Origin of the sequence: Pararobbsia alpina, from assembly GCF_965118125.1 — a bacterium.
GTDB lineage: Bacteria > Pseudomonadota > Gammaproteobacteria > Burkholderiales > Burkholderiaceae > Pararobbsia > Pararobbsia alpina_A.
Window position 1 is genome coordinate 529461 of the sequence record NZ_OZ221288.1, and the last position, 14037, is coordinate 543497.

A 14037-nucleotide genomic window follows, 5' to 3' on the forward strand; every position below is an offset into this window, starting at 1 on the left:
ACGTGTGCGCAATGGCATCTGTGTTGCCGATGATACGCACAATCGTTACCGGAAAATGTACGTACCTTTGTACATATTTCGGATCACTGATGTCATCTCTTTAGCGCCCCGCCGGTTGTGTGTTATCGACGCGTTTGACTCGCAAATTCGTCTAGGGACTGCGCGAGTCGTTCGACTACCCCGGCCCAATCGCCGGGACGCGTCTGTCGGAAAAGCGTCACACTTGGGTACCACGGACTGTCGTCGCGATCGGTCAGCCATCGCCAATCCGGTGCACGCGGCAGCAATATCCAGACTGGTCGATTCAGTGCCCCGGCAAGGTGAACCACAGAGGTGTCGACGGCGATGACGAGGTCGAGTGCTTCGATGAGGCCCGCCGTATCCGAATAGTCCTGGAGATCACTTCCGAAGTGAACAAGCGGGCTCGCGGAGAGCGCGGCCCGGTCGCGTTCGCGAACCTCCTGATGAAGACTCACCAACGTGATGTCTTTCTCGAACAAAGGCGCAAGCGTTGCGAGCGGAATCGAACGATTGATGTCGTTGTTGTGTGTCGCATTGCCGGACCACGCGACACCGACTCGCAGCCGCTTTGCCGGCGCGCTCGCCTCAATGCGCGCACGCCATTTCTCGACGCGTGCGGAGTCAGCACGAAGGTACGGTACCCCGGAAGGGACGCTTTCAATGGTGGTTTTCAGCGCCAATGGCACGCTAAGCAACGCGCATTGATAGTCGAATTCCGGCAGGGGATCGCCGGCCGCCACAAGGAGCTTCACACCATCAAGCGTGCCAAGCAAACGTTTGAGCGCGGCAGGCACCTCGAGGATGACGCTAGCCCCACGCGCCGCAAGCACGCGTGCATACCGGCAAAATTGCAAGGTATCGCCGTAGCCTTGTTCCGAATGCAGCAGCACAGTCTTGCCGCCGATCGGCTCTTTGCCCGTCCATTGCGGACGATGCATGTGACGCCGATGTCGCGCGGCGTCGGCATCGAGCCAACGTGATTCGTACTGTGGCCACCCGTTTTCGAAATCGCCGATGATCAGGCGGCAGAAGGCTTCGTCCTGCTGCGTATTGCGCTCGGCGGACCCCAGTTTGCGAATCTGCTCGTAGCATTCGATCGCTTCTTCGTAACGCTGAAGCTGTTGGAGCGCGAGACCGCGGCCGAACCAGCCAGCCACATCGACCGGCGCAAGTGTTGCTGCCGCCAGGTAGCTTTCCAGCGATTCGTCGAAGCGGCCAAGCTGTTGGAGCGCGTGTGCGCGACTGCACAACAATTGGGGGTGAGCCTCGCCCCGCGCAATCGCTTCATCGAAGCGTTCAAGCGCTTCCTCGCAGCGGTCGCCCAGCCGCAGAGCGATGCCACGATTGGCGAGTGCGATGTGCAGGTTTGCGTCGTAGGCGACGGCCCGCTCGAACGCATCGGCGGCTTCGTCGTAGCGCCGCAGCCCTTGCAATGCGTTGCCGAGCGCGAGCCACGACACCGCGTGTGTGCCATCCGCTGCGAGCAGCTTGTTGCTTCGTTCGAGCAACAGATCGTATCGATGAAGGTGATCCAGCGCGACACAGCTCGCGTACAGCGCCTGATGATTGTCGGGTTGCGCAGCAAGCACTTCTTCGAAGCAGGCAAGACCCTGTGCGTATTCGCCGAGCTGGAGCCACATGGTGCCCGCGGCGGAGAGCAGCGCGGGATCGTGCGGCCGGATGACGAGCGCAAGCTGATACGCGCGTAACGCGTTTTCATACTGACCCAGGTCACGCAACGCGTCGCCGCGCCCGACGATGCTGTCGAAATCCTGAGGCGCAATGACTAGTGCTCGATCGAAGCTGATCACCGCGTCCGCCGGTCGCTTCAGGGCAAAGAGCGCCTTGCCGCGCTGGCGCCATGCCTCGGCAATCCCTACGTGAAGCGCAAGCGCGCTTTCGTAGGCTGCTTGCGCCGCTGCAGGCTGTTTTTGTTCGAGCAGTGCGTTGCCCCTGCAGACATGCGCCGGCGCATAGCGAGCGTCGATCGACAGCGCTTGCTCAACCACACCGATCGCCTTGTCGTACCGCCCGAGCTTGACGAGGACGGTCGCATGGTTCGTGTACGTCCACGCGTAGCGCAACCCGCGTTGGAGTGACTTCGCAAGCAGTGGCTCGGCTTGCGCGACATCGCCTGCGCGATCGCAGGCCAGGCCGAGAAAATGAAGCGCCTCGGCATGCCCCGGATCGAAAGCGAGCACGCCTCGATACAGTTTCTGCGCTTCTACGGCCTCTCCGCGTTCGAGATGAACGCGCGCAGCCTTGAGCGCGCTTGCGATGGCAGTGTTGACAACGGGCTGTCCGCCGAACAGTCCGGTTTGAGTTTCCGGCTGACTTGCGCGCATGATCTCGGTCCTTTATGCGAGCGCTGCAACGTCCTTCGAGAGCCGGTCGAACACCGACTGCCAATCGCCCGGCTTGGGCTGGCGGAACAATCGTGCGCTCGGATACCACGCGCTGGTCTCTCCCTCGAGCAGCCACCGCCAATCCGGCAGATGGGGCAGCAGGATCCAGAGCGGACGACCCACCGCTCCGGCAAGGTGAGCGACCGAAGTATCGACACTGATCACGTAGTCCATTTCGTGAACCAGCGCGGCGGTGTCGTCGAAGTCCTCGAGTTCATCGCCGAAGTGCCGGATTCCCGAAGCCTTGAGGTCGGCCTGGTCTTCGTCGCGGACCACCTTCTGAAGGCTGAACCATTCGATGCGATCGTCGAGGATCGGCAGCCATGAAGCCAACGGGACGGTTCGGTTGTGGTCGTCAAGATGCTGCGGATTGCCCGACCACACGATGCCCACTCGCGTGCGTTGGGCCGTGCCCAGACGGTTGCGCCAGTGATCGAGCTTTTGCGCATCAACGGTGAGATAAGGCACGTTAGCCGGGATCGATGTCTCATCCGTACGGAATGCGAGCGCGAGACTCAGTAGCGGGCAGTGGTAGTCGAACGGTGGCAGCGGCTCGCCTCGCAGTACGTACGCGTCGACGTACGGCATGCGTTCGAAGAGTCGTCTGAGCGGCTTCGGCGCTTCAAGCACGATGGTTGCGCCCAGAGCCTTGACATGCTCGAGGTAGCGGACGAATTGAATCGAGTCGCCGAGGCCCTGCTCCGCATGCAGCAGAATCGTCTTGCCTTCCAGCGATTCCTTGCCAAGCCACAGGGGCTGCGGAAACTGACGCCTCGAATCACCGACCTGCGATTCTTTCCAGCGCCATTCGTATTCGGGCCAGCCTCGAGTGTAGTCACCCAGCGCCAGATAGACGAATGCCTTGGAGAAGTGGGCAGGAATGCTGTCCGGGTCCTGCGCGATCACCCGGTCAAACGCTTCGATGGCTTCGGCATGACGCCTCAGCGTGCGCAACGCGTTGCCCCGCTGAAACGACGCGGCAAGGTCGTCTGCGCGAATAGCCAGCGCACGGTCGAAACTGGCGAGTGCCTCGTCGGATCGGTGCTCGTGCTGGTGAACGAGACCCTTGGCCAGCCAGGCTGGTCCGTACTCCGCGTCGATCGACAACACCTGGTCGCATGTCTCGATCGCTTTCGCGAATTGCTTGTGCAAATGCAACGCTCGCGCGTAGTTCGTCAATGTCTCGAGTGATGCCGGTGCGAGTTGCACGGCTCGCTCGAAATTCTCGACCGCGGCGGCCTTTTGCCCCAGATGAAGCAGCGCATTGCCACGATTGGCAAGCGCGCCGGCGTGCTTTTCGTCGATCGCCAGCACGCGATCAGAGCGAGCTACCGCGTCGGTAAAGCGACTGATACGTTCGAGCGTTACCGCGCTGTTGTGCAATGCGCCGATGTGGTCGGGCGACGCCGCGATCGCTTCATTGAACGTCGCAAGTGCCTGTTCGAAGTGCCCTGCATCGGCCAACGTGACGCCACGCGCCACGAGCACATCGATGTTGCTGGGCTCAAGGTGCAACGCACGCGCGTAGCTCGTCAGCGCCAAATCGTATTGCCGGAGCGCACGCGCTGCGTCGGCGTGGACCACTAAGGCAGCCCGGTGGGTCGGTTCGAGCCGCCACGCTCTCTCCGACGATTCGAGCGCCGCCGCAGCGTCTCCGATCGCAAGCTGCGCAGCGGCACGTCGGCTCCAGAGTTCGGCGACCGCAGGTGCATCCGGAAGCAAACCGTCGTAAATCGCCAGGGCTGAGTCATGGCGCCCTGCCTCGGCCAACATCTCGGCATGCATGAAGCGAACCCGCACATGGGACGGATTCAGCTCAAGCGCGTATTCGAGGCGCTGCATGGCCTCGTCGCGCCGGCCGAGTTCGAGCAACGCAGACGCATGGTTAGCCAATGCCAGCGGGGTCGGCACGATATCGATCGAACGACGGATGAGCGCTTCGGCCTGCTCCATGCGTCCGTGCTGAAAATGGAGCACACCGCTCCAATGCAGCGCATCGGCGTTGCCGGCGTCAACGTCGAGCACCGCGCGATAGCCCGTCTCGGCTTCGTCGAGCAGCCCGCGTTGATGCGCGTCGCGCGCACGGCGCAGCAACGTTTCGACCGACGCGGAGTAAGCGGCACGCGCTGAGGCGTCGGTGCCTGCCTGTGATGTTTGAGCCTGTTCGGTCTGTTGAGTCAATTGCCGCTCCGCGTAGATACGCCTTCTGAATGGGCCAGCAGTTCGGTGTCGATGGCGTCGCGTACGGCATTGACGACGTCCTGCCACTGACCGGGCGCGCTCTGGCGGAACAGCCGTGCGGTCGGATACCACGGGCTATCGCTTCGATCGTCGAGCCAGCGCCACTCGGCCGGATCCGTGAGCAGCAGCCAGACCGGGCGATTGAGCGCACCAGCAAGGTGGGCAACGGCGGAGTCCACCGAAATCACGAGATCGAGTGATTCGATCAACGCAGCCGTGTCGGCGAAATCGTTCAGGTGCGCTTCGACGTCCAGCAAGGGGGTCTGTTCGAGCGTGGCCCAATCGCGCGCGCGCACAGCCTTCTGAAGACTGACCCATTGCACGTTGCGGTCGAAAATCGGCAGCAGCGTACTCAGCTCGATCGAACGTCGCCGGTCGTTGACATGGTGGGGATTGCCCGACCACGCGATGCCGATCCGTTTGCGCGTCTTGGGGCCGAGCCGATGATTCCACGCGTTCACACGTTCGATGTCTGCCTCGATGTACGGCGTCACATTGGGAATGTTGTGCCAGTCGGTACGAAACGCGAAAGGCAGACTCAATAGTTCACAATGGAAATCGAAGTCGGGTAACGCTTCACCGCGTGCGATCACGGTCGCCGGATCGCGACGCAGCGACAGAAGCGTTTTCAGCGGGGCCTGCACTTCGAATACGACGCGCGCGCCCAGACCATGAAGCTTGTCGACATACCGGCAGAACTGGAGCGTATCGCCGAACCCCTGTTCCGAGTGGATCAGGATCGTCTTTCCGTCGAGCGATTCATTGCCGGTCCAGCGAGGCTGAACGAAGTCGCGCGCTTCGCGCTGGGACTTTTCGTCGCGCAGGCGCCACTCATAGCCGGCCCAGCCCTGCTCGAATTCCCCTTGATGGAGATGCAAAAAAGCCTTTGCAAAATTGACGTCCTGAGCGTCAGGCGCAACTTCGAGCGCGTGGTCATACGAGGCAAATGCGTCGCGGTATCGTCCAAGGTGCAGCAGCGAGTTACCGCGATTGAGCCATGCCTGCACGTAGCGTGGATCGATCGCGAGTGCCTTGTCGAACGACTCGATCGCGTCCTCGTGGCGGTCCATGTCCTGCTGTACGTTCGCACGGTTGCACCAGGCCTCGCGCATTGTCGGCTGGAGCGCCAATGCGGCATCGTATCGTTCGACGGCTTCGGCGAAGCGTTCGAGCTTGCGAAGCGCCGATCCGCAGTTGCAAAGCACGTCGGGCGAGTTGGGTTCGACCTTCAGTGCTACGGCGTAGTCGGCCAGGGCGTCTTCGTATCGTTCGAGGCGCAGGTTGGCGTTTCCGCGCGCGCTGTGCACGCGCGGATGCGACGGCTCGAGCGCGAGCACGCGCGTGCAACGCTGGAGTGCCTCTTGCAGTCTCCCGAGTCGTTCAAGTGCGACCGCGCTGTTGTAGATGGCTTCAACAAAATCGGGCTTCGATGCGATCGCCTCATTGAAGCTCGCGAGCGCCTCCTGAGGGCGGTCGAGCTCGATCAGCGTGCGGCCGCGCGCAGCCAGAACCTCCGGCAGACTCGGTTGAAGCGCCAATGCACGGTCGTAGGCAACCAGCGCATCGGCATGGCGCCCGAGGTCGAGCAACACATTCCCCAGATTGGCATGCGACTCGAACGAGCGCGAATTCACTGTCAACGCGCGCTCGTACATTTCGCGTGCGTCGTCGAAACGTCCGAGCGCTCTGAGCGCTACGCCGCGATTCGCCAACGCATCAATGGAAAGCGGCGACGCAGCGAGCGCGCGATCAAACACCGATACGGCGTTCTCATACCGCCGGAGTTCGATCAGCGCAATGCCAAGCCTGACAAGTGCGTGCAAATGCCCGGGTTCGAGACGAAGCGCCGCCTCATAGTGCTCGATCGCTTCGTCGCGGCGGCCGTCCTGCGCCACAATCAAGCCGAGGTTGGCCAGAGCGAGCGGCTGCGGATCGATGCGCGTCGAGCGACGGATCAGCTGTTCCGCCTCCGCGATTTCGCCTCGCTGGTAGCACAACACGCCATACATATGCAGCGCTTCGGCATGGTCGTCCCTGGCTGCGATAACCGCTTTGTAGAGTTCGGCGGCTTCGGAAAGCTGCCCCTGGGCATGCAGGGCGGCAGCCGATGCGAATGTCGCGTCGACATCCTGTATGCCCGGAACCGCTTCGCTTGCGACATGTTCCGATTCATGGAACGCGTCGTTGGACGCATCATGTTTCGCGCCACCTGCTGCGACCTGTCCCGATGGATTTTCGACGAGATTCATATGCAGGCCTCCGGCCGGCCTGCGAGGTGCAGAGCGCGCACGATATGCCGCCCCCTGCGCCCGCCCCTGAGCGCGGTGTTCATACGGCTCTCGAAGTCCATTGCGTCGCTCCCGATATCGAATTGCGTGAGGTGAAGGCGCGCGGCGAACCTGATCGCGCGCGAGTGACCTTGCGGTGATTCAGCAGCGTATCGAACGAGCGATAAAAAGCGTATGACCGTTTGTACACACAATGCGGCGAGACACGACGGACACCTATTCCGCTAGCGGAATCGTGCGCATGTATTCGCCGCCGCGGTCAGTCTGGATCGAGAAACGCACACCTCGCGGCAATGGCATACCGACCGCGGACGCCGTGGTGATGCCACGTTGTGCCAGATACTTCGAGTACGAAGCGATTACGACGCTCTGGTCAGATGTCCACCCCTGCGCGGCAATCCACACCGACAGGCGCATGCCTCGTACGTCGTTGCTTGCGATGACGCTTGCAAAGCGATCCATGCTTTTCAACGCGCCACTGACCGCGTCGATCGTGTCGAGCGGCTGTGACGCACTTCGGAGCAGCTGGTGGCCTTTGAGGAAATACCGTACGACTTGCAAGCGCGTGGCGCCATCGCCTACGCCGATATGCCGGACGAGCACGAGTTCGTTGGACTGAATGCGCAACGGCGGACCGAACATTTCTTCGGGCGCGGCAAGATTGAGCATGTCGAACTGCAGTTGCGAGAAATATCGCCCAAGCATCCGCGTCTGAGTCAGTTGACTGACGACCGTATCGCGCCCACGTATCGTGGCATCGAGCCCGCGCCACGCCATCACCGCGATCACAGCCAACAACGCAATGGCAACGAGCATCTCGATGAGCGTAAAGCCTGCCGCGCTCGAGCGTGTCCTAACGCGCTTCATTTTGAATGACCGTCACGGTCTCGGCGAGAACTTCCGCGCTCTTGGGCGACGCGTACACGGTGACTGCGACCTGTCGAAGCATGGGATTGGACATGCTGGTCACACGCTGCCGGCATACGAACCGATAAGGTCCTTGAGCACAGTCGAACGTGGTAAGCCCAGGGTCTGGCCACGCGCCCGCAATACGGATGTCGCTGAGCGCGCTATCTGCGCTCCATAGCGCAAGCAGGCGTGACCTTGCGAGTTCGGTATGGACCGCCATTGCACCGATCGCGTGTAGAACGGCACCGAGCGAAATCGCGACGACGGCAAGCGCAATCAGCACTTCGATCAGTGTGAAACCCCATTCGTCGGCGGGCGAATGCATCGTCATTGCTCGATGGCATCGCGGCGACCGACTCCGCGTGCGTTGTTTGCACTGATGTACCGCGGCAGGCGCCCGAGCTCCACCTTCGAGCGAACGTACTGGACGAATTCGTCGATCGATTGCGAAGGCGTGCGCCCACGCGTGTCGATCGATGTATCGGGCGCGACGGGCACTTCGTAAGGAGACGAAATGCCTGTAAACCCGTGGATTTCGCCGGCCCGCGCCTTTCGATAGAGTCCCTTCGGATCGCGTGCTTCGCACAGGTCGAGCGTTGTGGCGACATACACCTCATAGAAGTCCGCCGACACGGCCTGACGGGCATATTGTCTGCCTCGATCAAATGGCGAAATCAATGCCACGAGGACGATCATGCCGGTATTCGCAAACGCCTCCGCCATATGTCCCGCACGGCGCATGCTCTCGTGCCGGTCGGCGTCGTCAAAGCCGAGATCGGCGTTCAAGCCCTTGCGCAAGTGGTCACCGTCAAGCACGCAGACCTGATACCCCATCGTGTAGAGCAGTTGCTCCGCACCGGAAGCCACCGTAGTCTTGCCCGCTCCCGACAAACCCGTGAGCCAGAACACGGCGCTTCGATGCCCGTTCGCGCGCTCGCGTTCCGAGCGCGACAGTGCCATGGCGCCGAACTCACTGGCCATCGCCGTCACCCGCCTCTTCTTCCACAGCACCCATGTCCCACTGCCCTGCGTCCATCGTGTTGATCGATGGCGTTTCGGCCCATTGCTCGAAAGCCAATATCTCGGCGCGGCGCACATTCGGAATGACCTGGACGTCGAAGACTTCACGTACGCCCGTATGGAAATGCATGATGCCGAGGATCTCGCCATTTTGAGCGTTGACAGCAGCAACACCGGCGACGAGGTCGCCTTCGGTTTCGATCGGCAGGCCCTGGGGCCCGCGTTTTTCGCGCAATTTGGACAGCCCGACAAAGAGCACACCGCCATGCGCCGCGAGCCCGTGCGTGAATCCTGGCAGCTTCGCGACCACTCTGCGTTCGCCTGTAGTGGGTTCGATCTGAAGCACGAGTCCGCGTCCGCCCTCGAGCACGTAGAGTTTGTTGTCGATGACACGCGGCGAATGCGGCATCGACAGGCCTGATGCCACGACGCGCCCCGACGGGACTTCCATGAGCACGCCGTTCTCGGCCATGCCGTCGCGCCATCCATACGGCGTGTTCGTTGTTCCGAGCGCCGTCACAAAACGAATCAGCCGGTTGTGAAACGCCATGCCGTTCAAATGGCAGCGGTCGTCGCCGGAAAGTTGCTTGATAAACGGTGGCTGCCAGATCGGCGTGAAATTAAAGAAGCCATCGATCACGCTGATACACGAAAACCGTGTGTTGACGGCGACGACGACGCGTTCGTCAAACGCCATGTCGTGCAAATCGCAATAGCCCGTGTGGAATGTCTGACGAGGTACGTACACTGCGTCGTAGAAGTCCGGACGGCGGGGATAGTCCTTTGCGATGCTACGGACGTTGCCGAACACGACCAGCTCACGCATCGTGGCGATCGCCAGCCGGTCACGATCGACAGCCATCCCCATCGAGCGCGGAAGCAAACACGCAGACAATGTTGGCTCGCCGTTCGTGACACCCAGCAATGCAACGCCCGAAGGCCGGCGGCTGATCGCGAGCGTAATACCGAGCTTTTCGATCACCTGCAAAAACCGCCCCGTGTCCTGCAACCGTATCGTCGGTGACCAGGCGAGATCGTCGTCTACGTGTTCTTGTTCTTCCGTCTGCATGCTGTGGCCTCTATTAGCGCTTGCGTCGTTCGGAGTTGAACTACCCCGAGCGTAGGCACTATAGAGACGACATAAGGCAGACGGATTTCGATTTGTTCGTACAACGACGTTACGCCACGCTCGGCGAACTCATCGCATTCGCCACGAGCTGCATCGCGATATCACACGCGAGCATCGCAGACCCTGAATCACCTGAGATCTGCGCGGTAACCGTCGCGCCGTCAACGAGAATCAGCAATTGCGCAGCAATGCGGTCCGCTGCCATTGCGGGCACTAACGGCTCGAGTACCTCGCGCAACAGCTCGGTCAAATGCAGCTTTTGCAGCGCTGCGGCGCGATGAATCTGGTCATCGTGCCCGGGGAATTCGGAGGCTGCGTTGATAAACATGCAGCCCGTGAAGTTGGCCTCCTTGAACCACACGTCATGCCATTCGAAAACGGCACGAAGGCGGTCAAGGGGCGCATCGTACTTCGCGACAAAGTCACGCAGTGATTCCGCCGCGCGGGCCTCGCGTTGGCCGAGCACGGCCACCACGAGATCCGACTTCGAGGCAAAGTGGTTATAGAGCGTCATTTTGGCGACGCCCGATTCCGCGACGATGCGATCGACCCCGACGGCGTGATAGCCCTCTTGCGAGAACAGCTCCGTCGCCTTGTCGACCAATATTTGTTTTTTGCTTACCGCCTCACGGTTCGCTGTCATCGTCCCGGTTTTCCGTCCCTGATGGGTGCCGCCTCCCTCTTACGCGATCAAACCAGATTCGCGTCGAGGTGCAGCAGTTTGAGTTTAGTGACCAGCTCAGACCATTGTTCGATCGGTACCAGACACGCAATCGGTCGTTGATGCCGCATCACGATCAGCGGCTGATCCGTCGCTTCACGCAATGCCTTTGATGGGTTCTTGCTCAGATCGCGCGTGGTGATCGTACGCGCCCCGTGTGTCGCCAGCGTCTGCATATTCGCACCCCTGTTTCGGCGAACTACGAAACGGATCGTTCCTGTTCGAGGCATCGATCCGCCGATGAACGTTTTGGAATCATCCGTGTGTGAATTACACACTCGGTAATACGCAGACGATTCTATACAGGGCTGTCTATTTAAACCAGTGCTTTCTGAAAGAAATTTTAAGAACTATTTTTGACAGAAATTGTAGCGTCGATTTTGAAAGAAATCGTTTAGTTGAATGAATGTAAACGTTATTTGGTTTTGTTGGTATACCAACATGACATAAAAAATAATGCTGCAATAACCGAACCATTTGATTCAGTTATTGCAGCATGTGTCAGAGTGACATTTTGCGCAGGCTGAATTTATTCAGCCTGCATCAATGTTTCGAGCAGCACGTCGTAGTAGTCGGAGCACGTGTTGAGGCGCATCTGGGCACCCACATAGATGTCGTTCATGCGCTCCGGATAACGTTGTGCAAGCGGCACGATCACGTTCGACAGCCAGCCTTCGGCGTGGACCACGTCGATGCTGATGTGCTCTTCGTAATAGGCAAGCTGGTTATTCGCGCCCATGCCGACGCGGCGGCAGCCGCGCGTGAGCTTGTCGTATTGCGACGGATCGAGCAGTTCGGTCACGGCCATCACGCCGAGCGACTTGAAGCCGTGAATGCGGTTCAGGCCCGTCAGCATAAACAGGTTGTGACCGGCCAGGCCCTGCCAGCCCAGTTGCGACACTTCGCCGTCGTCTTCATTCGGGGCGCCCATCGATTCGAGCAGCGACTTGAACAGCGTCACGTGGCTGTTCTTGGCCTCGCCCTTGCCGGCTTCGTCCCAGAAGTTTTGCGACAGCTCGCCGCGCACAGCCGGATCCGAGCCGAGCAGCGCCAATACGATCAGATCGAAGAAGCGGATATTCAGCGAGCTGTCGCTGCGGAAGAAGCGCACGAGTTGTGCGGTCGTCGCGTGGCGCTCGAGAAAATCGAACATCGGGTGCTTCGAGGCGCGGTGGCGAGCCGATTCCGAACGAATCGCTTCGACGAGGCCTTCGGGGGTCGTCACGTCGGCGGGCAGCGGACGCGTGCGGCGCAATTCGGCGTCGAGCCATGCACGCTCGATCGCGCGTTGCAGGCGAATCAGGTACGGGTTGAACTGGTTGGCGCAGCGTTCGCTGCCAATCGGTGCAACGTGGAGTTCATACAGCGCAAACAGAATGGCGTGCACGCATTGGAGCGCCGGCTCTTCAAGGCGGCCGAACGCGGCAACCAGCATGGCGCCGACTTCGCTGTGCAGCGTTTCAAAATCCCAGGGCGTCTGGTCGAAGCGCGATTCGAGGTACGGATCCTCGAGTTTGGCGCTCAGCGACGCGAGCAACGTCGTCGCATTGGCATTGGCGGCGAAGATCGACGTCGAAAAATCACGAATCGGCGATTGCGGTGCACGCGCGGGCGTACCGATAACTGCGTTCATAAAGCACCCTTCGAATAATGGAAATGGCATCCGCATGCTCGGGATGCAGATGTGCGCTCGAATCGGAAAACCATCAAACGATCGAATGACGTTGACGTCGGAGGATTCTTGCGGCCCATCATTCAAAGGTCGTGTCGAATTCTACTTACAAATTGCCTTGAAACTTACGCAGAACACAGCGCGCTGTTTAGTATTTTTTAAAAAACGAGGCGGTAAACGAAATTGAGCCGCTATTGCGGCTCGATGCGGGCGCGCTTGCGGAGCCTGTTAAATCATCGTGTCGACGTTGGTGCCGAGCGTGTCGCTGGTCGAGTTTCCGCTGCTCGAACCCGTCATGAGCTGCGACAACGAGGCTTCGGCCTGCTGGAGCGACGCCTGGATCGTGGTGACCTGTCCGCGAAGCGACGCGGACGCCGGTGAGTCCGGCGCTTTACTGATCTGACTTTGCAGCGATGACAGTTCTGATTCGAGGCGTTGAATCGTGTCCTCGAGCAATTTGATGGCCGCACTTTGGCTCGAGCTGCTGGAGCTGCTGGAACCACCCATCCCTGCCATGCCACCGCCGCCACCTCCCTTGCTGCCCGCGGCTGCGCCGCCTGCTGCCGCGCTGCCCGACGACTTTGAAGACGAGCTGCCTGAATTCGTGTTGTCTTGCGACGAGGTCTGGCTCGTACCGGCAGCCGTCGTGCTTGCGCCTTGCTGGGCTGTTGTCGACGTGCGGGCCGATTGCGACGATTGCGCTGCGAGCGCCTGGCTAATGGCCGATTGAACTGGCGAAATGGAAGTCACGATCGCAAGTAATGTAGTTGGGGATACGTGTGTATCGACCACTCACCCACTTTCTTGATATCCGATCCCTTACCGGACGTTTCGCCAGCGTGCGAATTTGAAAAAATACGCGCATTCACGTGAGTATCTTGCTAACGACTTCGCCTACCACGTGCCTGGCTTTCTCACGCGGCATGTCAGCGGACAACCTCCACGCCCTCTCGAAGCCGTTGCGCGACACGGTCACCCACACTTCCCTGCCGATAGTTTTCGGAACAACGCGACGGCGCCGATCACACCAGGCCATGATTCGGAATACGACGGTCCAAAAAGCCTCTGCTATCGCGAACATCACAAGGCAAGTGACCATCTGAGCCCAAGGAAAAGCCGCACTCATTTTTTTTCGCTCCTGACCAATGCATAGATAACTTAGTGCGAACGCATAAAACGCATCCGAAAATCTAGCATCCGCTCAGGGCTCAGAAACGTCGGCCTTGATACCCACAGGATTCGGAAAAGACTTATTTTAGAGAAACGAGGCGCGACTACGTCAAGACTCGCAGGTTCCGGATCTTCCCCATCCTGGGCGAGCGCTCGAGGATGAGCTTCGTGATCACATTGGGCAGCTCCTCGCGCTGGATGCCCTCGGGGACGTCGCTGACGACCTGGACGGGAACGTGGACGATAAAGTCGTCCGGCGCGGTCGACAGGCTGTGTTCATAAGTGACTCGGTAATTCATCTTCGTGTCCCGGTTGGCGGCGACGTGCCGCTGGCTGTTCAACTGTGCATTATCCGTGCTCCGCCGCGATTCACCCTTTTCGACGTCACCACAACGGCGATTTCGCTCGATTCAGTGCCGCAAAACGCTTGCCTATTCCCCGCAACAATTTGCCTATTTATC

General features: G+C 60.1%; 12 protein-coding genes. All 12 read right to left on the minus strand.

Features of this window, described 5'->3' with window-relative positions:
* Positions 1-122: 122 nt before the first annotated feature.
* The 12 genes from ACMFWR_RS20765 to ACMFWR_RS20820 all read right to left on the minus strand — a co-directional run bounded on the left by ACMFWR_RS20765 (position 123) and on the right by ACMFWR_RS20820 (position 13875).
* Entirely contained in the window at positions 123-2366 is a 2244-nt protein-coding gene (locus ACMFWR_RS20765; protein ID WP_413196577.1) for a tetratricopeptide repeat protein, read from the minus strand.
* Positions 2367-2378: 12 nt separating this feature from the next.
* Positions 2379-4607 (minus strand): tetratricopeptide repeat protein, encoded by a 2229-nt coding sequence (locus tag ACMFWR_RS20770; protein WP_413196578.1) that lies wholly within the window; start codon positions 4605-4607, stop codon positions 2379-2381.
* Positions 4604-6916 carry a tetratricopeptide repeat protein gene (locus ACMFWR_RS20775; protein WP_413196579.1) on the minus strand — a complete coding sequence of 771 codons (2313 nt, stop codon included), beginning with the start codon at positions 6914-6916 and terminating at the stop codon, positions 4604-4606. Before ACMFWR_RS20775 ends, ACMFWR_RS20770 begins: the two co-directional genes overlap by 4 nt.
* 255 nt (positions 6917-7171) lie before the next feature.
* The gene (locus tag ACMFWR_RS20780; protein ID WP_413196580.1) at positions 7172-7822 is read right to left on the minus strand and encodes a type II secretion system protein J; all 651 of its coding nucleotides are present in this window, start codon (positions 7820-7822) and stop codon (positions 7172-7174) included.
* The gene (gene gspI, locus ACMFWR_RS20785; protein ID WP_413196581.1) at positions 7809-8189 is read right to left on the minus strand and encodes a type II secretion system minor pseudopilin GspI; all 381 of its coding nucleotides are present in this window, start codon (positions 8187-8189) and stop codon (positions 7809-7811) included. Before gspI ends, ACMFWR_RS20780 begins: the two co-directional genes overlap by 14 nt.
* A 2-nt stretch (positions 8190-8191) precedes the next feature.
* Positions 8192-8845 (minus strand): adenylyl-sulfate kinase, encoded by a 654-nt coding sequence (gene cysC / locus ACMFWR_RS20790; protein ID WP_413196582.1) that lies wholly within the window; start codon positions 8843-8845, stop codon positions 8192-8194.
* The gene (locus ACMFWR_RS20795) at positions 8835-9953 is read right to left on the minus strand and encodes a TIGR03032 family protein (RefSeq protein ID WP_413196583.1); all 1119 of its coding nucleotides are present in this window, start codon (positions 9951-9953) and stop codon (positions 8835-8837) included. Before ACMFWR_RS20795 ends, cysC begins: the two co-directional genes overlap by 11 nt.
* Positions 9954-10062: 109 nt before the next feature.
* Entirely contained in the window at positions 10063-10656 is a 594-nt protein-coding gene (locus tag ACMFWR_RS20800; RefSeq protein ID WP_413196584.1) for a TetR/AcrR family transcriptional regulator, read from the minus strand.
* A gap of 47 nt (positions 10657-10703) precedes the next feature.
* Positions 10704-10910: a type II toxin-antitoxin system Phd/YefM family antitoxin gene (locus ACMFWR_RS20805; protein WP_413196585.1), complete on the minus strand. Its 207-nt coding sequence runs from the start codon at positions 10908-10910 to the stop codon at positions 10704-10706.
* 353 nt (positions 10911-11263) lie between these two features.
* Positions 11264-12367 carry an iron-containing redox enzyme family protein gene (locus tag ACMFWR_RS20810; RefSeq protein WP_413196586.1) on the minus strand — a complete coding sequence of 368 codons (1104 nt, stop codon included), beginning with the start codon at positions 12365-12367 and terminating at the stop codon, positions 11264-11266.
* A 267-nt stretch (positions 12368-12634) separates the two neighbouring features.
* Positions 12635-13156: an ABC transporter C-terminal domain-containing protein gene (locus ACMFWR_RS20815; RefSeq protein WP_413196587.1), complete on the minus strand. Its 522-nt coding sequence runs from the start codon at positions 13154-13156 to the stop codon at positions 12635-12637.
* A 524-nt stretch (positions 13157-13680) separates the two neighbouring features.
* Positions 13681-13875, minus strand: a complete 195-nt coding sequence (locus tag ACMFWR_RS20820; RefSeq protein WP_413196588.1) for a hypothetical protein — start codon at positions 13873-13875, stop codon at positions 13681-13683.
* Positions 13876-14037: the final 162 nt, after the last annotated feature.

Coding starts and splice junctions, on each gene's coding strand:
- ACMFWR_RS20765 (WP_413196577.1), bottom strand. CDS start 2,366: ATGCGCGCAAGTCAGCCGGAAACTCAAACCGGACTGTTCGGCGGACAG.
- ACMFWR_RS20810 (WP_413196586.1), bottom strand. CDS start 12,367: ATGAACGCAGTTATCGGTACGCCCGCGCGTGCACCGCAATCGCCGATT.
- ACMFWR_RS20800 (WP_413196584.1), bottom strand. CDS start 10,656: ATGACAGCGAACCGTGAGGCGGTAAGCAAAAAACAAATATTGGTCGAC.
- ACMFWR_RS20805 (WP_413196585.1), bottom strand. CDS start 10,910: ATGCAGACGCTGGCGACACACGGGGCGCGTACGATCACCACGCGCGAT.
- ACMFWR_RS20775 (WP_413196579.1), bottom strand. CDS start 6,916: ATGAATCTCGTCGAAAATCCATCGGGACAGGTCGCAGCAGGTGGCGCG.
- ACMFWR_RS20780 (WP_413196580.1), bottom strand. CDS start 7,822: ATGAAGCGCGTTAGGACACGCTCGAGCGCGGCAGGCTTTACGCTCATC.
- ACMFWR_RS20820 (WP_413196588.1), bottom strand. CDS start 13,875: ATGAATTACCGAGTCACTTATGAACACAGCCTGTCGACCGCGCCGGAC.
- cysC (WP_413196582.1), bottom strand. CDS start 8,845: ATGGCCAGTGAGTTCGGCGCCATGGCACTGTCGCGCTCGGAACGCGAG.
- gspI (WP_413196581.1), bottom strand. CDS start 8,189: ATGCATTCGCCCGCCGACGAATGGGGTTTCACACTGATCGAAGTGCTG.
- ACMFWR_RS20795 (WP_413196583.1), bottom strand. CDS start 9,953: ATGCAGACGGAAGAACAAGAACACGTAGACGACGATCTCGCCTGGTCA.